Annotated in this window: 19 protein-coding genes; 16 read left to right on the top strand and 3 right to left on the bottom strand. The window is 65.9% G+C overall.

Going from position 1 to position 21,967, the window contains the following annotated elements; translation table 11 throughout:
- Positions 1-2 precede the first annotated feature (2 nt).
- Genes ACVOLI_RS12685 through ACVOLI_RS12675 form a run of 3 tightly spaced genes read right to left on the bottom strand, consistent with a single transcriptional unit; the run spans position 3 to position 3,882 of the window.
- The gene (locus tag ACVOLI_RS12685; protein ID WP_481614686.1) at positions 3-1,124 is read right to left on the bottom strand and encodes an ABC transporter permease; all 1,122 of its coding nucleotides are present in this window, start codon (positions 1,122-1,124) and stop codon (positions 3-5) included.
- Positions 1,124-2,884, bottom strand: coding sequence for an ATP-binding cassette domain-containing protein (locus ACVOLI_RS12680; RefSeq protein WP_481614685.1), 1,761 nt, complete (start codon positions 2,882-2,884; stop codon positions 1,124-1,126). The genes ACVOLI_RS12685 and ACVOLI_RS12680 overlap by 1 nt, the downstream gene beginning before the upstream one ends.
- Positions 2,884-3,882, bottom strand: a complete 999-nt coding sequence (locus ACVOLI_RS12675; protein ID WP_481614684.1) for an HlyD family secretion protein — start codon at positions 3,880-3,882, stop codon at positions 2,884-2,886. The genes ACVOLI_RS12680 and ACVOLI_RS12675 overlap by 1 nt, the downstream gene beginning before the upstream one ends.
- Positions 3,883-3,992: 110 nt before the next feature.
- Here ACVOLI_RS12675 and ACVOLI_RS12670 point away from each other — a divergent pair, with 110 nt between their 5' ends.
- The 16 genes from ACVOLI_RS12670 (at position 3,993) to ACVOLI_RS12595 (ending at position 21,765) form a co-directional block, all read left to right on the top strand.
- Positions 3,993-4,679, top strand: a complete 687-nt coding sequence (locus ACVOLI_RS12670; protein ID WP_481614683.1) for a TetR/AcrR family transcriptional regulator — start codon at positions 3,993-3,995, stop codon at positions 4,677-4,679.
- A 151-nt stretch (positions 4,680-4,830) separates the two neighbouring features.
- Positions 4,831-5,100, top strand: a complete 270-nt coding sequence (locus ACVOLI_RS12665; protein ID WP_282269983.1) for a flagellar biosynthetic protein FliQ — start codon at positions 4,831-4,833, stop codon at positions 5,098-5,100.
- 4 nt (positions 5,101-5,104) lie between these two features.
- On the top strand, positions 5,105-5,896 hold the full coding sequence (fliR, locus tag ACVOLI_RS12660) for a flagellar biosynthetic protein FliR (RefSeq protein WP_296250570.1): 792 nt from the start codon (positions 5,105-5,107) through the stop codon (positions 5,894-5,896).
- A 170-nt stretch (positions 5,897-6,066) separates the two neighbouring features.
- Positions 6,067-8,187 (top strand): putative bifunctional diguanylate cyclase/phosphodiesterase, encoded by a 2,121-nt coding sequence (locus tag ACVOLI_RS12655; protein WP_481614682.1) that lies wholly within the window; start codon positions 6,067-6,069, stop codon positions 8,185-8,187.
- A 184-nt stretch (positions 8,188-8,371) separates the two neighbouring features.
- Positions 8,372-9,502, top strand: coding sequence for a flagellar biosynthesis protein FlhB (gene flhB, locus ACVOLI_RS12650; RefSeq protein ID WP_481614681.1), 1,131 nt, complete (start codon positions 8,372-8,374; stop codon positions 9,500-9,502).
- Complete coding sequence (flhA, locus tag ACVOLI_RS12645) at positions 9,499-11,607, top strand: flagellar biosynthesis protein FlhA (protein ID WP_481614680.1); 2,109 nt, start codon at positions 9,499-9,501, stop codon at positions 11,605-11,607. The genes flhB and flhA overlap by 4 nt, the downstream gene beginning before the upstream one ends.
- 152 nt (positions 11,608-11,759) lie before the next feature.
- A complete protein-coding gene (locus tag ACVOLI_RS12640; RefSeq protein ID WP_481614679.1) occupies positions 11,760-13,562 on the top strand; it encodes an AAA family ATPase in 1,803 nt (600 codons plus the stop codon).
- Positions 13,549-14,433, top strand: a complete 885-nt coding sequence (locus ACVOLI_RS12635; protein ID WP_282271271.1) for a MinD/ParA family ATP-binding protein — start codon at positions 13,549-13,551, stop codon at positions 14,431-14,433. The genes ACVOLI_RS12640 and ACVOLI_RS12635 overlap by 14 nt, the downstream gene beginning before the upstream one ends.
- Positions 14,430-15,179 (top strand): RNA polymerase sigma factor FliA, encoded by a 750-nt coding sequence (locus tag ACVOLI_RS12630; protein ID WP_481510679.1) that lies wholly within the window; start codon positions 14,430-14,432, stop codon positions 15,177-15,179. The genes ACVOLI_RS12635 and ACVOLI_RS12630 overlap by 4 nt, the downstream gene beginning before the upstream one ends.
- A 13-nt stretch (positions 15,180-15,192) precedes the next feature.
- Complete coding sequence (cheY, locus tag ACVOLI_RS12625) at positions 15,193-15,585, top strand: chemotaxis response regulator CheY (protein WP_282271267.1); 393 nt, start codon at positions 15,193-15,195, stop codon at positions 15,583-15,585.
- The gene (locus ACVOLI_RS12620) at positions 15,585-16,205 is read left to right on the top strand and encodes a protein phosphatase CheZ (RefSeq protein WP_282271265.1); all 621 of its coding nucleotides are present in this window, start codon (positions 15,585-15,587) and stop codon (positions 16,203-16,205) included. The genes cheY and ACVOLI_RS12620 overlap by 1 nt, the downstream gene beginning before the upstream one ends.
- A 3-nt stretch (positions 16,206-16,208) precedes the next feature.
- The gene (locus ACVOLI_RS12615; RefSeq protein WP_481614678.1) at positions 16,209-18,074 is read left to right on the top strand and encodes a chemotaxis protein CheA; all 1,866 of its coding nucleotides are present in this window, start codon (positions 16,209-16,211) and stop codon (positions 18,072-18,074) included.
- 240 nt (positions 18,075-18,314) lie between these two features.
- Positions 18,315-19,055, top strand: a complete 741-nt coding sequence (locus ACVOLI_RS12610) for a flagellar motor protein (RefSeq protein ID WP_303749798.1) — start codon at positions 18,315-18,317, stop codon at positions 19,053-19,055.
- A gap of 3 nt (positions 19,056-19,058) precedes the next feature.
- Positions 19,059-20,006, top strand: coding sequence for a flagellar motor protein MotD (motD, locus tag ACVOLI_RS12605; protein ID WP_303749797.1), 948 nt, complete (start codon positions 19,059-19,061; stop codon positions 20,004-20,006).
- Positions 20,006-20,788, top strand: coding sequence for a ParA family protein (locus ACVOLI_RS12600; RefSeq protein WP_481614677.1), 783 nt, complete (start codon positions 20,006-20,008; stop codon positions 20,786-20,788). The genes motD and ACVOLI_RS12600 overlap by 1 nt, the downstream gene beginning before the upstream one ends.
- Positions 20,785-21,765, top strand: a complete 981-nt coding sequence (locus ACVOLI_RS12595) for a chemotaxis protein CheW (protein WP_481614676.1) — start codon at positions 20,785-20,787, stop codon at positions 21,763-21,765. The genes ACVOLI_RS12600 and ACVOLI_RS12595 overlap by 4 nt, the downstream gene beginning before the upstream one ends.
- The last annotated feature ends 202 nt before the right edge of the window (positions 21,766-21,967 follow it).

Below are 21,967 nucleotides of genomic sequence, written 5' to 3'. Positions count from 1 at the left end.
GCCTACACCAGCCTCTTGCGCAGCTTGGAGCGGGTAGCCGCAAACAACAACAGCGCGTACAGCAACAGGATGGCCGACTTCTGCAGGAACAGCGGCCAGTTATCGCCGGTCAGGAACAGCGACTTGATCAGCCCCATGAAATGCGTGGCCGGCAGCAGCTGGCTGATGACCTGCACCGCGCCCGGCATGTTGCGCAGGTCGAATACGAAGCCGGACAGCATCATCGCCGGCATGAAACTGGTCAGCAGTGCCACCTGGCTGGCCTGGAACTGGTTGCGTGTCAGCGCGGAAATGAACAGGCCCAGCAACAACGACACCGTCAGGTAGAGCAGCGAGCTGACCACGATCGCCAGCAACGAGCCGCGCATCGGCACCTCGAACAGAAAGCGCGCAGTCAGCAGGCAGATCGCCAGATTGATCGCACCGATGCCGAGATACGGCAGCAGCTTTGCCAGCACCAGTTCGGTCGGTCGTACCGGCGTCACGAACAGTGCTTCCAAGGTGCCACGCTCCCATTCGCGCGCAACCAGCAGCGAGGTCAGGAAGGCACCGATCAAGGTCATCACCAGAACGATCAAGCCCGGCACCAGGTACCAGGTGCTGGTGCTTGCCTCGTTGAACCACATGCGCTGGACAACACTGACACCGCCACCCGCACTGCTGCCGGCTTGCCTATCAAGCGTGGTTTGCAGCTGCGTCGCCAGCGCGCCGCCCACGTAGCCTTCCAGCGTACGCGCGGTGTTGGCATCCACGCCGTTGAGGATCAGCTGCACCTGCGCATTGCCCTCAGCCCTGCGCCGGCTGAAGTCCACCGGCACATGCACGATGCCGCCAACCTTGCCTTGCCGCATCAAGGCCACCGCGGCAGTCATGTCGCCGACCTGCACCGGCGCCAGATACGGCGAGCCCTGCAGCCCGGCAACCAGCGACTGCGTGGACGGCGAGCGCTCATCCAGCACCACCGCTACCGGTGCGTTGCTGACATCGAACGACAAGCCATAGCCAAACAGCAGGATCAAGGCCGCCGGCAACAACAGGCCCACCGCAAGACTGCTGCGTTCACGCAGCATCTGCCGGGTCTCCTTGCGCACCAGCGCCGATAGGCGGGACAGGAAGCCGGACATCACGCAGCCCTGCCACCGGCAGCGGCACTGCGCTGCGCGCGGCCCTGCTCGACGATGCCAATGAAGGCGGCATTCATGTCGATGCCGTCAGCGCCGGCCTGCTCGCGCACCTGCTGCGGCGTTCCCAGGGCCAACAGTTCACCGGCGTCCTGGATGGCGATGCGATCGCAGTATTCCGCTTCCTCCATGAAATGGGTGGTGACGATGATGGTCACGCCCTGCTGCGCCAGCCCGGTGATGGTGCGCCAGAAAGCGCGCCGCGCCAGTGGGTCGATGCCGCTGGTCGGTTCATCCAGGAACAGGATCTCCGGCGCATGCAGCAAGCCCACCGCCATTGCCAGTCGCTGTTTGTAGCCTGCAGGCAAGTCGCCACTGCGGGCATCCGCCTGCAGGTCGAAGCGTTTGATGGCATCGGCAACACGCCCGCGCAGTTGCGTGCCGCCAAGGCCGTAGGCACCACCGAAGAACTCCAGGTTCTCGCGTACTGTGAGGTTGGCGTAGAGGGCGAATTTCTGTGAGACATAGCCAATGCGTGCGCGGGCCTGGGCTCGGGCAGTGCGCAGATTCAGACCAGCCACTTCCAGATGCCCACTGCTGGCCGGCAACAGACCGCAGAGCATGCGGAAGGTAGTGGTCTTGCCGGCACCATTGGGGCCGAGCAGGCCAAAGATCTCGCCGCGGTGCACATCGAAGCTGGTGCTGGCCACGGCGGTGAAATCACCGAAGCGGCGCACCAGATCGCGCACCACGATGACCGGCGCATCATCCTGCGCGATCGCTATCGGTGCGACCTCCGCCACCGGCAACGACGCTGGCGATTCCTGCGCGCGCAGCAGCATCATGAAGGCATCTTCCAACTCAGCCGGCCGCTGGCTGGGCAATTGGTCCTGCAGCAGCCCAGCGATATCCGACGGCGTTGCCGAGGGCTGCAGGATGAAACGTACCGAGCCGGCCCGTGGCACCGCATCCAGCACGTGGCGGCTATCGTCGATCAGCTGCGCCTGCAGGTCACGCGGCTGCAACGGAGGCACTGGCGCTACCGACCAGGTCAGGCCCTGCGCCTTGCCAGTCAGCGCGGCAGGATTGCCTTGCGCCAACAAGCGCCCCTGATGCAGCACGAAGATCTGCTCGCAGCGCTCAGCCTCGTCCATGTAAGCGGTGCTGACCAGCACGCTGAGCTGCTCCTCCTGCACCAGCTGCTGGATGATCTTCCACAGTTCGCGCCGCGACAGTGGGTCCACGCCGACACTGGGCTCGTCCAGCAGCAACAGCTGCGGTGAACGCACCAGGGTGCAGGCCAGGCCCAGCTTCTGCTTCATGCCACCTGACAACTTGCCGGCCGGGCGTTGCCTGAATGCAGCCAGGTCGGTCATCTGCAACAGTCGTTCGAAGCGCGCACGGCGTTCGTCCGCAGGCACACCATGCAGATCCGCGTACAGATCCAGGTTCTCCTGCACGCTGAGGTCTTCATACAGGCCAAAGCGCTGCGGCATGTAGCTGATGCGATCCTGCACCTGCTGCGGCTGCCGTGCCACGTCATGGCCAAGCACCTGCAACTGGCCAGAATCGGCGGGCAGCAAACCGGCAACCATGCGCAGAAAGGTGGTCTTGCCGGCACCATCCGGCCCAACCAGTGCAGTCAGCTCGCCCTTGCGCACGCGCAGGGAAATCCCGGCCAGCGCCTCCAACTGCCCGCCACCGGCGGCCGGAAAACACTTGCGCAGGTCGACCGCGACAACCGTGGCAGTCGCCGCTTCCATCAGCGCGCGGTCTCCTGCAGGCGCACGCTCACCGGCTGACCCATGCGTAGCTGATCCTGCGGATCCTCGACCACCACGCGCACTTCGTAGACAAGGCTGGTGCGCAGCTCTTCGGTCTGCACGGACTTCGGGGTGAACTCGGCCACCGAGGAAATGAAGCCGACCTTGCCTGTCACCGGCTTGTCGGGGTGGCTATCGCTCGTCACCTGCGCAAGCTGCCCGCTGCGGATACGACCGAGCTCGGTCTCGCTGGCAAACACCCGTACCCACTTCGGCTGCGTCAACGCCAGCGCGAACGCCGCGCGTTGCGGACCGGCCATGTCGCCGACTTCCACCAGCCGCGAGCGCACCACCGCCGCCACCGGCGCCTTCAGCTGGCCTTGCGCGATCTGGTGCTGCAGCAAGGCGAGCTGGGCATCGGCCGCCTGCAATTGCGCCTCGGCTGCCGCAATGTCTTCCTTGCGCGGGCCTTGCTGCACCAGCGCCAACGCCTGTTGCTGCAGTTCGGCAGTCGCTGCCGCCACTTTCGCCACGCTACGCGCGCGGTCCATTTCCTGCGCGCTTACACCACGACCGTCCGTCGCGCTGGCCACGCCCTGCAAGCGCTGCAGGTCCTGCGCTGCACGCGCTGCATCGGCCTGCGCTGCGGCCAGCTGGCTCCTGGCCTGCACGACTTCCTGCGGCCGCGCGCCGTTGTGCAGCCGCGCCACCGTCTGCCGCTGCGTCTCGATCTGTGCCTTGGCTTGATCTGCCTGCAGTTGCAGGGTGCGGGTGTCGAGCGTGGCCAGCACATCGCCGGCCTTGACCTTGTCGCCTTCCTCCACCCGCACTTCCTGCACCCGGCCGCTGCCATCAAAGGCAAGCGACACCTGCCGGATGTCCACATTGCCCTGCAACTGCAGGCCATCGCCAGCCGGCTTATCCCGGCTGCTCCACCACAGCAGCAGCACGACCAGCAACGCAACGGCGGCCACCACGACAAGGACGGGCTTCTTCATCAGGACGCTTCCGCAAGCAGGACTGTATCTGCCGAACAGCCTAATTCAAATTAAATTTAATTTAAAGTAGTGCCGGACGGGGCGATGAAGAAGGCTAAACTTGCCACGCAATGAGCACTCAGAAAACCACCCCACGCGGACCACGCACCGACGGCGAGGCCACCCGTGCCCGCCTGCTGGAGGCGGCCGGCCAGCTGTTCTCGCAACAGGGCTTTGCCGAAACCACCAGCAAGGCCGTGGCCCAGCTGGCCGCTGCCGACCTGGCATCCATCAACTACCACTTCGGCAGCCGCAACGGCCTGTACCAGGCCGTGCTGCTGGAAGCGCACCGACAGCTGCTCGATCTTGATGACCTGCAGCGGATCGCCGGCAGCGCGCTGAACCCGGAGCAGCGCCTGTACGAATTGCTCGCCGGCCTGGTCCAGCGCGCCCAGCAACCCGAGGCCTGGGCACCACGCGTGCTGGCACGCGAACTGCTGGCGCCCTCCTCGCATCTACAGGTGCTGATGGAAGAAGCGGTTCCGCCGAAGATGATGGCGGTGGCGCAGATCCTCAGTGAGATCTCCGGCATTCCCGCCACTGAACCGGCCCTGCTGCGCTGCCTGCTGAGCGTCGCCGCGCCCTGCATGATGTTGATCGTGATCGGCCGAGACGTACCCGGCCCGTTGCAGGCAGTGGCGCAAGGCCCATCGCAGCCGCTGCTGGCACATCTGCACCGCTTTGCGATCGCCGGCCTGCAGGCGGTCGGCGAGGACTACCGCAACAAGCCAGCAGCAAGGAATGTGGGAGCGGTGTAAACCGCGACGCTGGACTTGTTCGGCCGGTGATACAGACTCGATCTGGTAGGCCATCGGCTTCGTGGCTTACGCCGCTCCTACAAAAGCACGCCGCCGCTCCGCCAAAAACCCGCCGCCAACGCTGTGGCACTGCTCTTGCATCTGCCCCGGCATGAGTCCCGAACTTGCCCTCACCGAACTCCGCGGCGGCCTGGTTGCCACCTTGTGGATCGCCGGTCCGTTGCTACTTGTCGTGCTGGTCGTCGGCGTGGTGGTCGGCGTCATCCAGGCCGCCACCCAGATCAACGAGCCGACCATCGCCTTTGTCGCCAAGGCCGCGGCCCTGACCGCGGCGCTGTTTGCGCTGGGCAGCCTGCTGCTTGGTCACCTGGTCGAGTTCACCGTCATGTTGTTCCAGCGCATTCCGCACCTGATCGGTTAGCGCGATGGACTCGGTCACCCAGACAGTCATCGACGGCCAGCAGGCCTTTGCCATCATCGGCAATACCCTGTGGATCATGCTGCGCATCGGCGCGATGCTGATGGCCATGCCGATGATCGGCACCCGTGCGGTACCGGCGCGGGTGCGGGCGCTGCTGGCGGTGGCACTGTCCGTGGCACTGTCCCCGGTCCTGCCGCCGGTGCCGATCTTCAACGGCTTTGACTCGATGACCGTGCTCAGCATCCTGCGCGAGGTAGCCGTGGGGGTCAGCATCGGCTTCCTGCTGCGGCTGATCTTCGAAGCCGGCGCCATGGCCGGCGAAATGATCGCGCAGAGCACCGGCCTGGCCTTCGCGCAGATGGCCGACCCGATGCGCGGCGGCAGCTCCGGCGTGATCGGGCAATGGTTCTACCTGATGTTCGGCCTGCTGTTTTTCACCAGCAATGGCCATCTGGCACTGATCTCATTGCTGGTGGACAGCTACAAGGCACTGCCCATCGGCACCGCCCTGCCCGATCCGCATGCGGTCGCCACGCTGGCGCCGACCCTTGCCCTGCAGATCTTCCGGGGTGCACTGTCACTGGCGCTGCCGTTGGTGGTGGCGATGCTGGCGATCAACCTGGTCTTTGGCGTCCTTTCCCGTGCGGCACCGGCACTCAACCCCATGCAGCTGGGCCTGCCGGTTGCCCTGCTGATCGGCCTGTCACTGCTCACCCTGCTGGCCGGGGAAATGGGGCCGCCGGTACAGCGCCTGTTCGACACCGCCTTTGATACGGCGCGGCAAGTAACAATGTGACGCCCTACACAGCTCACGTTTTTGGATTTCACATTGCCTGAAGGCCCTCTTGCCGGTTCCCTTATACCGGTGGATAGTCCGGGGTACAGCACGGGCCGCAGGGGAATGCGGAACCGCGTACGACATCTCGCTTCCGCGACCGCGGCGCGACAACCTTAGGGAGAGGTTTGATGCTCGTTGGCAGCTACAACCCGTTGTTTGTCGTGCTGTCGATCCTCGTGGCAATCCTCGCCTCGTTCACGGCGCTGGACATGGCCTCACGGGTATCCGCCTCGCAACCACGTCGCGCCGCCGCCCGCTGGCTGCTGGCCGGCGGTGTTGCCATGGGGGCGGGCATCTGGTCGATGCACTTCGTCGGCATGCTGGCGTTCCGCCTGCCCATCCCGCTGGGCTACGACCTGTGGCTGACCGTGGAGTCACTGCTGGTAGCGGTCGCCGCCTCGATCTTCGCCCTGTGGCTGGTGTCGCGCCCCACCCTGCCGCACCTGCGGCTGGCACTGGGCGCATTGTTGATGGGTCTGGGCATCGCCTGGATGCACTACGTCGGCATGTCGGCGCTGAAGATGACCCCGGAGATCGACTACGACCGGGTCTGGTTCGTGCTTTCGATCGTGATCGCAGTGGCTGCTTCATGGAGTGCCTTGTATATCGCCTTCCGCCTGCGCACGGTCGAACATGCGTTGCCACCGCGCCTGATCGCGGCCGCGGTGATGGGCCTGGCCATCGTCGGCATGCACTACACCGGCATGGCGGCGGCACGCTTCCCCGCCAATTCCGTCTGCACCGCGGCCACCACCGGCGGCGTTCCCACCGAATGGCTGGCTGCCTGCGTGGTGCTGCTGACCGTTGGCGTGATGGGCGTGGTACTGACCATTTCCCTGTTCGAGCAGCGCATGCAGGCGCGCTTGCTGCATCTGCGCAATTCGATGCTGGCAGCGTCGCTGGACGATGCCCGCAAGGAACTGTTCCATGCCAGCCAGCACGACTCGCTGACCCGCCTGCCCAACCGCCAGCTCTCGCATGAGCGCATCGAACAACTGTTGCAGGGCAAACAACCGTTCGTGGTGATGTCCATTGACCTGGATGGCTTTCGCCATATCAATGGCGCATTTGGCTCGCAGACCGGCGATGCCGCCCTGGTCGACATCGGCGAACGCCTGCGTCAGCTGCTTCCAGCCGACGACCTGGTCGGCCGCCTTGGTGGCGACCAGTTCGTCATCGCTACCCAACTCAGGCATGCCGAGGAACTGGACTCGCTGGCCGACCGCATCATGATGGCGGTCAATTCCGTGCGCGTTGGTGGGCGTGAGCTGCGCATCACCGCCAGCCTGGGCATCGTCGAGCACCCGCAGGTCGGCAAAACCGCCGCGCAGCTGATCGCCATGGCCGAGACCGCCATGGCCTATGCCAGGCAATCCGGGCGCAACACGCATGCGGTGTTCGCCGATTGGATGAACGACAACGTCGAGCAGGACCGGCGTCTGCTGGAAGACCTGCGCAAGGCCCTGGGCACGGCTCAGCTGTCACTGCACTACCAGCCGCGCGTGCACGCCAACAGCGGCCGCATCAGCGGTGCCGAGGCGCTTATCCGCTGGCGTCATCCCGAACACGGCTATGTCCCGGCCGAACGCATCATCCGGCTGACCGAACAGAGCGGCCTGATGGACGTGATCGGCAACTGGGTGCTGGACGAAGCCTGCCGGCAGATGCGTTGCTGGCAGGATGCCGGCAACAGCGAGTGGCGGGTGGCGGTCAACCTGTCGGGGCGCCAGCTGGGCTCGCCGAAGCTGATCGAGGATGTGCGCAACGCGCTGGAACGCAACGATCTTGAGCCTTCGCGCCTGATTCTCGAGATCAGCGAAGGCGCGGTGATGCGCGACACCGACAATGCCATCGCGGTGCTGCGCAGCGTCGCCGCGCTCGGCGTCGGCATATCCATCGACGATTTCGGCATCGGTGTGTCCAGCCTGTTGCACCTGAAGCGCTTGCCCGCCACCGAGATCAAGATCGACCGCGCCTTCGTGTTGGCGTTGGAAGAAAGCGACGAGGACGTGGTGATCGTCTCGGCCATCGTCGCCCTTGGGCACGCGCTGAACATGGAGATCGTCGCCGAGGGCATCGAGACCCAGGGGCAACGCTCCTATGTGGAACGGCTTGGCTGCGATCACCTGCAGGGCTACCTGCTCGGCCGCCCGGTCAGTGCGGAGAACTTCATGCGCCTGCACGGCGGCGACGCCCAGCATGCGGCACTGGAAGCACGGCTGGCTTCGTTCAACACCAACCAGGAGTAGCCCCGTAGTGCCGAGCCATGCTCGGCAGAGGCATTACCCATGAACCCAAACCTGTAGTGCCGAGCCATGCTCGGCATGGGGATTTACCGGTAGAGCCCTTGCCGAGCATGGCTCGGCACTACCAAAGCCCATTTTGGAATGATTTTTGCACGGCCATGGAAGAACCCTCCTTCCATGCCATGCAATGTCCGAGAACGAACAGGCCGGGGAAAAAACCGAACTCCCCACCGAAAAACGCCTGCGCGAAGCCCGCGAGCAAGGCAATATCCCGCGTTCGCGCGAGCTGGCGACCGCCGCGGTGTTCGTCGCCGCCGTGCTGGCGCTGTATGCCATGGCCGGCTCCATGGGCAGCTCGGCCCGGCAATGGATGAAGGCTGCGCTGTCGCCTGAGGTCGGGCTGCTCAATACCCCGAACGCCTTGTTCGGCCACGCCGGCTGGATGCTGCTCAAGCTGATGCTGGCCTTCAGTCCACTGATCGTGGTGTGCCTGGCGGCCGGCATGATTGCCCCGGCCTTGATGGGCGGGCTGCAGTTCTCCAACAAAGCGCTGATGCCCGATCTCAAGCGCATGAACCCGCTGACCGGGATCAAGCGCCTGGTCGGCGCCGAAGCGTTGGCCGAGCTGGTCAAATCGATGCTGCGCGTGGCCTTCGTCGGCACGGCCGCCGGCCTGTGCATCTGGCAAGGTGCAGACGGCCTGCGCGGGCTGCTGCACCTGCCACTGGAGAGCGCCATTGGCCGCGGACTGGGCTTCACCCTCAAGCTGCTGCTGGCCACCGCGGGTGCCATGGCCCTGCTCGCCGCCATCGACGCGCCCTACCAGAAGTGGAACTGGCTGCGAAAGCTGAAGATGACCCGCGAGGAGCTGCGCCGTGAGATGAAGGAAAGTGAGGGCAGCCCTGAGGTCAAGGGTCGCATCCGGCAGATGCAGATGCAGCTGTCACAGCGGCGGATGATGGAAGCCGTGCCCACCGCCGACGTGGTGCTGGTCAACCCCACCCACTATGCGGTCGCCCTGAAGTACGAGAGCGGACGCATGAGCGCCCCCACCGTGGTCGCCCGCGGCGTCGACGAACTGGCCCTGCGCATCCGCCAGGTAGCCGACGGCAACAAGGTCGCCGTCGTCTCGTCACCGCCTTTGGCACGCGCCTTGTATCGGGAAAGCCAACTCGGCAAGGAAATCCCCGTGAGACTGTATTCGGCTGTTGCCCTGGTCCTGTCCTACGTCTACCAGCTGCGCCAATGGCGCACGGGCCCGATGCCGCAGATGGCACCCATCGATATTGACGAGTTCGGCAAGGGAGGCACCCGATGAACGCCCAGACCTCGGGTTTCTCCGCACGCCGCGTGCTGGACATGCTGCGCCACGGGCTTGGCGCGCCATTGATCGTGCTGGCCCTGCTGGCAATGGTGGTGGTGCCGCTGGCCGCGCCGGTGCTGGATGCCCTGTTCACCCTGAACATCGCCATCTCCATGCTGGTGCTGCTGGCCGTCGTGTACGTGAAGCGGCCACTGGATTTCACCATCTTTCCGATCGTGCTGCTGGTCACCACCATGCTGCGGCTGGCGCTGAACGTGGCCTCCACCCGCGTCATCCTGCTCAATGGCCAGGACGGCCATGAGGCCGCGGGCAAGGTGATCGCCGCCTTCGGTGAATTCGTCATCGGCGGCAACTACGCCGTCGGCATCGTGGTGTTCGCGATCCTGACCATCATCAATTTCGTGGTCATCACCAAGGGTGCCGGACGCGTGTCGGAAGTGACCGCCCGCTTCATCCTGGACGCCATGCCCGGCAAGCAGATGGCGATCGACGCCGACCTCAACGCCGGTTTGCTGACGCGCGAGGAAGCCAAGGTCCGCCGTGAAGAAGTCCGCGAGGAAGCCGACTTCTACGGCGCAATGGACGGCGCCAGCAAATTCATCCGCGGCGACGCCATCGCCGGCATCCTGATCCTTTTCATCAACATGCTCGGCGGCCTGGCCGTGGGTGTACTGCAGCACGGCATGCCGTTCGGCGACGCAGCGGCCACCTATACGCTGCTGTCGATCGGTGACGGCCTGGTGGCACAGCTGCCGGCATTGCTGGTTTCCAGCGCCGTGGCCATGCTGGTCACCCGCGCCTCGCGCTCGCAGGACATGAGCGAAGCGATGATGGGCCAGGTGTTCGGCCAGTACCGTGCCCTGGCCATCACCGCCGGCATCATCGGTCTCGTCGGTCTGGTACCGGGCATGCCGAACCTGGCCTTCCTCAGCTTGGCCGCCATCCTCGGCTTCATCGCCTGGAAATTGTGGAAACGCGAAACCAGCGCGGCCGCCAAGACCTCCGCCGCCGACACCACGGCCAGCGAAGGCGGCCTGAACGCCCTCGGCCAGCCGCAGCCGGCCCCCACCGCCGAACTGACCTGGGACGAACTGCGCCCGGTCGATCCGCTGGGCCTGGAAGTCGGCTACCGGCTGATTCCGCTGGTCGACAAGGCCCAGGGCGGCGAGTTGATGACACGCATCAAGGGCGTGCGCCGCAAGCTCACCCAGGACCTGGGCTTCCTGATTCCGCCGGTCCATATCCGCGACAACCTGGAGCTGCCCGCCACCCATTACCGCCTGCTGATCCACGGCGTGCCGGTCAGCACCGCCGACATCCATCCGGACCGCGAGCTGGCGTTGGACCCGGGCAGCGCCATGGGCACGCTGGAAGGCATTGCCGGCAAGGACCCGGCGTTCGGCCTGGACGCCACCTGGATCCAACCGCACCAGCGCGCCCATGCCGAGTCGCTGGGTTACACCGTGGTCGATCCCGCCACCGTGGTCGCCACCCACCTGTCGCACCTGATCCGCGAGCACGCGCCGGAACTGCTCGGCCATGAAGAAGTCCAGCAGCTGCTGGCGACCCTGGCCAAGAGCGCGCCCAAGCTGGCCGAAGACCTCTCGCCCAAGGCGCTGCCGCTGTCCACCGTGGCCCGGGTGCTGCAGAACCTGCTGATTGAGCGCATCCCGATCCGCCAGCTGCGCAAGATCGCCGAAGCGCTGGTTGAAGCCGCACCGGTCACCCAGGACCCCGCTGCGCTTACCGCCTCGGTACGCGGTGCGCTGGGCCGCTTCATCGTGCAGGAAATCGCCGGCTCCTCGCCGGAGCTGCCGGTGTTCACCCTCAACCCGCAATTGGAACGCGTCTTGCAGGAGTCAACACAAGGCAATGGCGCCGCACTGGAACCTGGTCTCGCCGAACGCCTCCACCAAAGCCTTGCCGACTGCGTCGGCAAGCAGGAGGCCCGCAACGAGCCGGCTGTAGTGCTGGTACCGGCCCCGGTCCGCGCCGCGCTGGCGCGCCTGGTCCGCCACAGCGTTCCCTCGCTGTCGGTCCTGGCCTACAGCGAAGTGCCGGAAGACAAACGCCTGAAGCTGGTCGGCACGATCAGCTGAGGCAGCCCAAAAACCGACACCGTCAGCAATGCCGGTGACGGAAACCAGACACCTGCTGCACCGCACCCATTCCGCAAGAAGGAGCCCGCCACGCCATGTTCGACATCGCCAACGCCACTCCTTCGCCGCAGCCTCACTCCCGGTACCAAAGCATGAAGATCAAACGTTTCGTCGCCGCTGACATGCGCACCGCCATGAACCTCGTGCGCAAGGAACACGGCCCCGATGCCGTGATCCTGTCCAACCGCCGGATCGAGGAAGGTGTGGAGATCGTGGCTGCCGCGCACTACGACGAGACCGCAGTGAAGCAGGCACTGGAAGCCAGCCGCCCGGCACCGCCGGCCCCGGCCAAGCCGCGCAGCGCCGCCGAAGCCATCATGGCCGCGATGACCCGCCGCAAGGCACCGGAACCGGAACCGGTCACCGCCACTACCTCGGCCGTCGCCGCCCTGGCACGTTCGGCGGTTGGCGCCACCGGTCGCTCCATCGACAACAGCATCGAGCTGGCACCGGGCAGCCGCTTCGCCGGCCTGCTCAAGTCGGCCGAGGTTGAACCAGTCGCTCCCCGCGCGCCAGCCCCGCAGACCTTGTTTGCCACCCAGCCGGCCAGCGCCGACGAACTGCCGATCGTGCCTGCGTTCCGTCCGGCCGGCAGCGCCGCTGCGGTCGCGCCGCTGGCGGCCGTACCCGCTGTCACCCAGCAGGCCAGCTTCGCCGACGCCATCGCTGCCGTCACCATCGAGCCACCTGCTCCGATCGAGCGCGCACGCTTTGTCATCGATCCGCCGGAGCCGGAGCTGGCCCTGCTGCAACCGGCCGCCGCCGTGGCAATCCCTGCAATTCATGCTGCGCCGGTCCTGGCCGTCGCCGCGATGGCACCTGCAATCGAGCAGGTCGCGCCGATCGCTACACCGATCGCTGCGTCTGCAGCCCCGCAACCGGCTGAAGTCCCGGTCGCCGTCGCCATCGAAACCGCCGCACCGGCAGCGGTCGCCAGCATCGCCCCGGTCAACCCGATCACCACCAGCCCGGTGATCATCGCCCGCGACGACGAACAGCTCAGCCAACTGCGCCAGGAAGTGGCCGGCATGCGCCACCTGATCGAGCGCGAGATGAACCGCTTCACCGATGAGCGCCTGCGCGGCAGCGCGGTGCGCGCCAATGCGCTGGACCTGATGGACGAATACGGTTTCGACGCCGGCCTGGCCCGCGACGTCGCCACCCAGATCCCGGCCGACATCGACCCCAGCCGCGCCCGCGGGCTGATGCTGGGGCTGATCTCCAAGAAGCTGCCGATCGCCCCGGTCGACCCGATGGAAACCGGCGGCGTGATCGCCCTGGTCGGCCCCACCGGTGCCGGCAAGACCACCACCATCGCCAAGCTGGCCTCGCGTTTCGCCGAAGCCCATGCCGCCCGCGACGTGGCCCTGGTCACCACCGATACCCAGCGCATCGGCGCCCGCGAGCAGCTGTACGGCTTCGGCCGCCAGCTCGGCATCGCCGTGCACGAGGCCAATAGCGGCACCGACCTCAACCAGCTGCTGCAGAAGCTGGCCGACTACAAACTGGTGCTGATCGATACCGCCGGCCTGGGCCAGCGCGACCGCGCCCTCACCGCCCAGCTGCAGTGGCTGCGCGCCGCCGGCCAGATCCGCACCCTGCTGGTGCTGCCGGCCAATACCGCCTTCCAGGACATGGACGAAGTGGTGCGCCGCTTCAGCGCCGCCAACCCGCAGGGCGTGGTGCTGACCAAGCTGGACGAGACCGGCCGCTTCGGTTCTGCCCTGTCGGTGGCGGCCGATCACCGCCTGCCGATCACCTGGGTGACCGACGGCCAGGACGTCCCGGAAGACCTTTATCGGGCCTCTGCCGCAAATCTTGTACTCCGCCTTGAAGATTTGCGCCGCGCGGCCGATATGCCCTGCAACACGGAGTTGAACAATGCAGTCGCGTGAGTACGCCAAGCTGACCAACACCTTCCCGCTGTCGGCAACCCGGCACGAACCCGCCGGCCCGGTACGCACCATCGCGGTCACTGGCGGCAAGGGTGGTGTAGGTAAAACCAATGTCTCGGCCAATCTGGCCGTGGCACTGGCAGGCATGGGCAAACGTACCCTGCTGCTCGACGCCGACCTGGGCCTGGCCAACATCGACGTGGTGCTGGGCCTGCAGCCCAAGCACACCCTGGCCGACCTGGTCGCCGGACGCGCCACGCTGGAAGAAGTCATCATCGAAGGCCCGAACGGCGTGCTGGTCGTGCCCGCCGCCTCGGGCCGCCGGCACATGGCCGAGCTGCAGCCGGCCGAACACGTTGGCCTGGTCAATGTGTTCTCCGAGCTGGAGCGCGAGCTCGATGTGATGATCATCGACACCGCCGCCGGCATCACCGATAGCGTACTGACCTTCTGCCAGGCCGCCCAGGACACCGTGGTGGTGGTCTGCGACGAGCCGGCCTCGATCACCGATGCCTACGCGCTGATCAAGGTGCTCTCGCGCGAGCGCGGCGTGGACCGCATCCAGGTCGTCGCCAACATGGTGCGCGACCCGAATGAAGGCCGCGCCCTGTACGAAAAGCTGGTTCGGGTCTGCGAGAAGTTCCTGATCGATGTCTCCCTGAACTACCTGGGCTGCGTGCCGCAGGACGACTGGCTGCGCCTGTCGGTGCAGCGCCAGCAGCCGGTGGTCAAGCTCTATCCTTCCGCGCCAGCCTCGCTGGCCATCAACGAAATCGCCCGTCGCACCGCGCGCTGGCAAGCCCCAACCGCCCCGCGCGGCGGCGTTGAGTTCTTCCTGGAACGCATCATCCAGCAGAAGGTGAAGGCATGAACAATGCAGCCGCCCAATACCGTGAAGTCCAGCGCAACGCGGCCAATGACTGCATTGCCCGCCACGCCGACCTGGTACGCCGCATCGCCCACCACCTGGCCGCGCGCCTGCCCGCCAGCGTCGAGGTCGATGACCTGATCCAGGCCGGCATGATGGGCCTGATCGAGGCCTCGCGCAGCTATGACGCCGAACAGGGCGCTTCGTTTGAAACCTACGCATCGATCCGTATCCGCGGCTCGATGATCGACGAGATCCGCCGTGGCGACTGGGTGCCGCGCTCGGTGCACCGCCGCGCCCGCGATGCCGCTGCCACCATCCGCCGGCTTGAGCAGAGCAGCGGCCGTGCGGCCAGCGCCAGTGAAGTGGCCGAAGCGATGGAGCTGCCGCTGCCCGAATACATGCGACTGGTCGAAGACGCCTCGCGTGGCCAGGTCTTGAGCCTGGAGTCGCGGATCGAAGACCAGGGCGAGCTGGACACCCCCAGCACCGGCGGCCCCAACCCGCAACAGGTCTTGGAGCGCAGCCAGTTCGGCGCCGAGCTCGGCAAGGCCATCGGCCAGTTGCCCGAGCGCGAGCAGCTGGTGCTGTCGCTGTACTACGAGCAGGAATTGAACCTGAAGGAAATCGGCGCGGTATTGGGCGTGAGCGAATCCCGCGTCTGTCAGATCCACGGCCAGGCCACGCTGCGCCTGCGTAGCCGACTGAAGATTTTCGAGGCGGCCGACGCCGGGCTCGAAGAACCATGAAGAGGAAAGTCTTTTGAACAAGAACATGCGCATCCTGATCGTTGACGACTTCTCGACGATGCGCCGCATCGTCAAGAACCTGCTCGGCGATCTGGGCTTCACCAATACCGCCGAAGCCGAGGACGGGCATGCCGCGCTGTCGATGCTGCAGACGCAGTCGTTCGATTTCGTCGTCACCGACTGGAACATGCCGGTGATGACCGGCATCGAGCTGCTCAAGGCCATCCGCAACGATGCCAAGCTCAAGACCCTGCCGGTACTGATGGTTACCGCCGAGGCCAAGCGCGAGCAGATCATCGAGGCCGCACAGAGCGGCGTGAACGGCTACATCATCAAGCCGTTCACCGCGCAGACCCTGGAAGAGAAGCTCGGCAAGATCTTCGAACGCCTGGCAGCGAGCGCCTGATGAACCAGCCCGGGGAAGCATTGAGCGACAAATCGGCCCTGGTGCAGCGCCTGCAGGACGCACTGGCAGCATTGGAAAGTGGCGACGAGGCTGGCTGGCGTCGGGAAATCGACGCGCTCGCCGCCCTGCGCACGCAGCCGATGATGTCCGGCCTGGGCAGGCTTGCACGCGAATTGGGCCAGGCGCTGGGCGAACTGCCCAGCGTGCCCAGCGAAGCCGGTGAGCTGGACGACGCCTGCGCGCGCCTGGACCACGTGGTGCAGATGACCGAGCAGGCCACCCACCGCACGCTGGATCTGGCCGAAGAATGCCGCGCGCTGACCGAGCGCCTGCGTGCGGACGGGCTGAATGCCGAACAGGGCGAAATCCTCGAGCGCATCCGCCACAACCTCACCGAAGTAGCGCTGACCCAGAGCTACCAGGACCTGACCGGGCAGATCATCCGCCGCGTGGTCGGCATCGTCCGACGCGTGCATGAAGGTTTTGGCGCGCTCGGCCTGCCGCCGCCGGAAGAAGAAGCGCGCAACCAGGGCCTGGCTGGCCCGGCCGTCAATGGCCTGGACCGCCACGCCGTGTCGCAGGTGGACGCAGACGACCTGCTCTCGGACCTGGGGCTGTAACGCATGAGTGCTTTTGCCGACGACATCGCCGCCGACTTCATCATCGAAGCGCAGGAGATCCTGGATCGCCTCGGCGAGCAGCTGGTGACGCTGGAACAGGCACCGCACGACAGCGACCAGCTCAACGCCGTGTTCCGTGGCTTTCATACGCTGAAAGGGGGCGCCGGTTTTCTGGCGATCCATCCGATGGTGGAGCTGTGCCACGCCGCCGAAGAAACCCTGGGCATGGCACGGGCCGGCAAAGCCGAACTGCTGGCGCATCACTTCGACGCCGCCCAGCAATCGCTGGATTGGCTGCAGGCCATGCTCGACGCAGTCTCCTCGGGCACCGAACCGGAGCACGCACCTGCTGCGCTGATCGCACAGTTCGATGTTGGCGCCGCCCCCGTGGTCGCAGTCGTGCAAGCGGTCGCTGCGCCTGCGGGTGACAGCGACCTGATCAGCGAAGACGAGTTCGAAGCGCTGCTCAACGAACTGCACGGCAGCGGTACGCCCGGTGCCCAGCCAATCGCAGCGGCAAAGGCCGGCGATGACCTGATCGACGAAGACGAATTCGAAGCCCTGCTGGACAAGCTGCACGGCGGTGCCGCACCGGGCGCCGTTCCCGTCCAGCCCGTTCCCACCGCGCCAGCCAAACCCAGGCCGGCCGCACCGCCGACCGCAGCACCCCGCGCTGCCGCCGGCGCCGCCAAACCGGCAGCGGCAAAAGCCGCCGAACCCGAGCACACCGTGCGCGTGGACACCAAGCGGCTGGACGCCATCGTCAACCTGATCGGCGAACTGGTGCTGGCCCGCAACCGGCTCAAGACCTTGCGCATGCGCCTCAAGGACGAAGAGCTCGACCGTGCAGTCTCAACCCTGGACATCGCCACCGCACGCCTGCAGTCGGCGGTGATGCGCACCCGCATGCAACCGGTCGGCAAGGTGTTCTCGCGCTTCCCCAAGGTTGCCCGTGACGTCGCCCGCTCACTGCAGAAGGAAGTCGATCTGGAGCTGATCGGCGCCGATACCGAACTGGACCGCAACCTGGTCGAGGCGCTGGCCGATCCCTTGGTGCATCTGGTGCGCAACGCCATCGATCATGGCGTCGAATCGCCCGAACTGCGCGAAGCCCAAGGCAAGCCGCGCATGGGCCGGGTGCGCCTGTCCGCACAGCAGGAAGGCGACTACGTCAGCATCGAAGTGCAGGACGATGGCGCCGGCATCGACCCGGAGCGTCTGCGCGCCAAGGCCCGCGACAAGGGCCTGCTCGACCCGGAAGCCGCCGCCCGCCTGAGCAGCGAAGAGTGCCTGCACCTGGTATTCCTACCCGGCTTCTCGACCAAGCAGGAAGTCACCGACATCTCCGGCCGTGGCGTCGGCATGGACGTGGTGCAGTCACGCATCCGCGAACTCAGTGGCCAGATCCAGATCCAGTCCGAGCTGGGACGTGGCAGCCGCTTCCTGATCCGCGTACCGCTGACCCTGGCGATCCTGCCGACCCTGCTGGTGCAGGCTGGCGAGGACGTCTACGCCCTGCCCCTGGCCCGCGTGATGGAAGTGCTGCACGCACCGGCCACCTCGCTGGGTTGGTTCGATGGTCGCGCGGTGCTGGACCGCAAGTCCCACACCCTGGCCCTGCTGGACCTGCGCCAATGGCTGGGCATCACCCCTGCACCGTCGACGCTGCTGACCATCGTCGTGCTGCAGATGGGCGAAGCCCGCTTCGGGCTGGTGGTGGACCAGGTTCGCGGCCGCGAGGAAGTGGTGATCAAGCCGCTGCCACGTGCACTGCGCGGCCTCAACGGTTATGCCGGCGCCACCTTGATTGGTGATGGCCGCATGGCGCTCATTCTGGATGTAGATGGGTTGCGTGGAGTGCAGGGGTAAGCAATGCAGCAACACCCTCGGCAAAGCCCGCAATCACGCAACCCGACAGCCCCAGCGATGCTGACTGTCCCCTCTCCCGCAAGCGGGAGAGGGCGGCCCCGCGAAGACGGGGCGGGTGAGGGGCGCTTCTAGCTTTTAAAGCCAAGAGCGCCCTCACCCCAACCCCTCTCCCGCGCGCGGGAGAGGGGCTCAAGCAAAGCCCTGATTCAAGACCGCTACAACGAGGCCGATATACGCACCATGGACCGACTCAGCATCATTGGACTCTTCCTCGCCCTCGCCTCCCTGGTGGGTGGCAGCATCCTCAAAGGCGCTGGCCTGTCCTCGCTGTGGTCACCTGCTGCCTTCGTAATCGTCATCATCGGCACCCTGGCGGCCATCCTGCTGCACACCTCACCGGCGGTGTTCAAGCACGCTTTCAAGATCGTGCGCTGGGTGATCCGTCCGCCGGCCAGCGACCGCCGCGCGCTGGTCCAGCAGATCGTCGACTGGAGCAACATCGCCCGCCGCCAGGGTCTGCTCGGCCTGGAGCCGCAGGTGGAGCTGCAGGACGATCCGTTCATCCGCAAGGGCCTGCAGCTGGTGGTCGACGGCGTCGAGCCGGACACTATCCGCCATATGCTGGAGATCGAACTCGGCAGCCAGGAGCAGCAGGATCTGGCCGCTACCAAGGTCTTTGAAGGCATGGGCATCTACGCCCCTACCCTCGGCATCATCGGCGCCGTACTCGGCCTGATCGCGGTGATGAAGAACCTGGCCGACCCGAGCAAGCTCGGCCACGGCATCGCCGCGGCATTCACTGCCACCATCTACGGCATCGCCTCGGCCAATCTGCTGTTCCTGCCGGTGTCGGCCAAGCTCAAGGGCGTGATCGCCAGCAGCTGCCGCGAGCGCGAAATGATCATTGAAGGCCTGATCGCCATTGCCCAGGGTGAGAACCCGCGCAATATCGAAAACAGCCTGGCCGGCTACGTGAACTGAGCCATGGCCCGCCGCAAGCACCACGAAGAGCACGCCAACCATGAAGCATGGGCAATCCCCTATGCTGATCTGATGACGCTGCTGCTCGCGTTTTTCGTGGTGATGTACGCCATCTCGTCATTGAACGAAGGCAAGTACCGAGTCATGGCCGATGCCTTGACCACGGCCTTTGGCGGCGCCCCGCGCACCATCAGCCAGGTGCAGGTTGGCAACAAGCAATTGCAGGGTGGCGGCTTTGATTCGCCATCGGTGATCAGCGCACCGAGCATGACTGGTGGCGCACTGGCCGACCCGACCCAGCTGCCGTCGATGGCATCGCATATGCGCATGCCGGTCTCGGCCCACAACCAGGAACAGCTGCAGCGCGCCGAGCGCCAGCTCAACCAGATCGCGGATCGCCTCAGCCAGACGCTGGCGCCACTGGTGAAACAGGGCGTCATCACCGTGCGCCGCACCGAGCTGTGGATCGAGGTCGAGATCAACAGCGACATTCTGTTCACTACGGGTTCGGCGGCGCTGGACGCCAGCGCTCGCAACACGCTCGGCACCCTGGCCGATGTATTGCTGGATGCCCCAAACGGCGTACGCGTCGAAGGCCATACCGACAACCTGCCGATCGCCACCGCGCAGTTCCCGTCGAACTGGGAGCTATCAGCGGCACGCGCAGCCAGCGTCGTGCACCTTTTCGCCGATCATGGCGTGCAGCCACAGCGATTGGCGATGGTGGGTTACGGCCAGTTCCGTCCCCGCGAAAGCAACGATGCGCCCGAAGGGCGCAACCGCAACCGGCGGGTGATGGTGATCATCCTCGCCGATTCGGCAGCGGCAGCCGATCTGCCTGCTTCCGGCAACACCACAGCCAGCACCAGCGACGAAGGCGGCAACGGCGGCACAACTGCCGCATCCGCCGTTCGCAGCGCGGTACCGGCGGTCATCGAAGGAGTCCAATGATGCGTATCTGGGCCATTGCCAACCAAAAAGGCGGCGTCGGCAAAACCACCACCACTTTGTCACTCGGGCGCGGCCTTGCCGCACGTGGACACAAGGTGCTGTTGATCGACCTGGACCCCCACTCCTCGCTGACCCGCGCGTTCGGCGTACCGGTTGAGCCGGTGCCGCAGGGCGTGCAGGAACTGTTCGCCACGCCGCCGCATGAGATCGCGTCGCTTGCCCGCCACAGCGATATTCCGGGCCTGGACTATCTGTGCGCGCAAGCCTCGCTGGCCACGCTGGAACGTCGCAGCGCCAACCAGCCTGGTCTGGGCCTGGCCCTGCAGCAGGCGCTTGCACGCCATGGCGAGCAGCACGATTACATCCTGCTCGACTGCGCACCGACGCTGGGCTTGTTGATGATCAACGCCCTGGCCGCCGCCGACCGCCTGATCATCCCGACCCAGGCCGAACCACTGGCCCTGCATGGTCTGGACGGCATGGTCCGTACCGGCGAAATGGTCGAGCGCTCGCGCAAGCGCGCCCTGCCGATCTCGGTGCTGCCCACCTTGTTCGACCGTCGTACCCGCGCCGGCAACGAAACCTTGAAGCTGATGCAGGACCGGCACGGCGAGCGCGTCTGGGAAGACGCGATTCCGATCGACACCCGCATCTGCAACCCGGCAGCACTCACCGTGCCCCTGCTTGGCGACGATTATCCCGGCCGCGGCATGGCCGCTTACCGCCACGCGCTCGACTGGCTGCTGCTCAGCGAGGCCGCGCAGCTGGAGCGCGCCGCATGAGCAACGACGTACTCGACGATTATCTGGGCGAACTGCTGCTGGAGGCCGTGCCCGCCGCTGCGGTCGCGGCACCTGCAACGCCGGCCAAGCCTGCAGCTGCCGAAGTGCCGGGCGACAGCCCCGAGCTGGAGGCCGTGTTCGAGGCTGCGTTGGCCGAAGCACAGGCCAAGCCTGCTGGCGCACCAGTCCCCGCCGCGGCAGCCACTCCGGCCGGCGACAGCGCCGCCCTGCAGGCTGCCTTCGACGACGCGATGGCGGCCACTGCCGCCGCCAATGCAGGTCGCCCCCCAACCTGGGACGACCTGCCGGACGAAGTGATCTACGAGACCGGCCCTGCTGAAAGTCGCAAGCTCGCCCATAGCGACAGTGCCAACCTGCAGGCTGCATTTGAAACCGCGGCTGGGTTGCCGGTGAGCCCTGCTCCCCCTCCGCGCAGCACCCCCAATGTCCGCGCTCTGGAGCACCCCTCGCCAGATGCACGTCCCAGTACCTGGCAGGAACTGCAGGCACAGGCACAGCGCCCGGCGAGCAGTCCGCAGCAACGGCGTGCCGCCGAGCGCAGTTCACGTTGGTTGCGCCTGCGCTGCGGGCAGCAGACCTATGCGCTGGAGCTGTTGAAGGTGCAGGAAGTGGTGCTACCGGTGCCGTTGCTGGCATTGCGCGGTACCGGCCCGGCAATGCTGGGCATCATGAACCTGCGCGGCCAAGTGGTGCCGGTGATGGACCTGTGCCGCCATCTTGACGTGCAAAGCGCACCTGAGGATTCACAGACGCGCATCGTCGTGCTGGAAGAGAACGGCGAGACCCTGGGCCTGCGTGTATCGGCGGTGGAAGACGTCGCCAACCTCAACGACTCGCAGATCGAGCCACCGGACACAGCGCGCATCTGCCAGATCTCCAATGAACTGTTCCGCGGCATCGCCCGCATCGGCCAGCAACCGATGATCCTGCTCGACGCCGGCCGTCTGCTGCGCTGAGCGATGCCCTGCCTGCTCCCTTTCGCGAAGCGAAGGGGGAGGCAAAGGTAGTGGGGGGGGGGGGGGGGTGGTGTGTTGGTTTGTTGTCGCGCCGGTGGTTTCTTTTTCGTTTTTGTTGGGGTTTTTTTTTTTTTTTCCCTCCTTTTGGGTTTTTTTTTCTTCCGTTTTTCCGCCCCCCGTGTTTTTGCGCGGGCCACTACCT

This window comes from Stenotrophomonas sp. STEN029 (assembly GCF_056760015.1).
The sequence above is the reverse complement of the archived record's forward strand: the minus strand, read 5'-3'. Positions and strand labels throughout refer to the sequence as shown.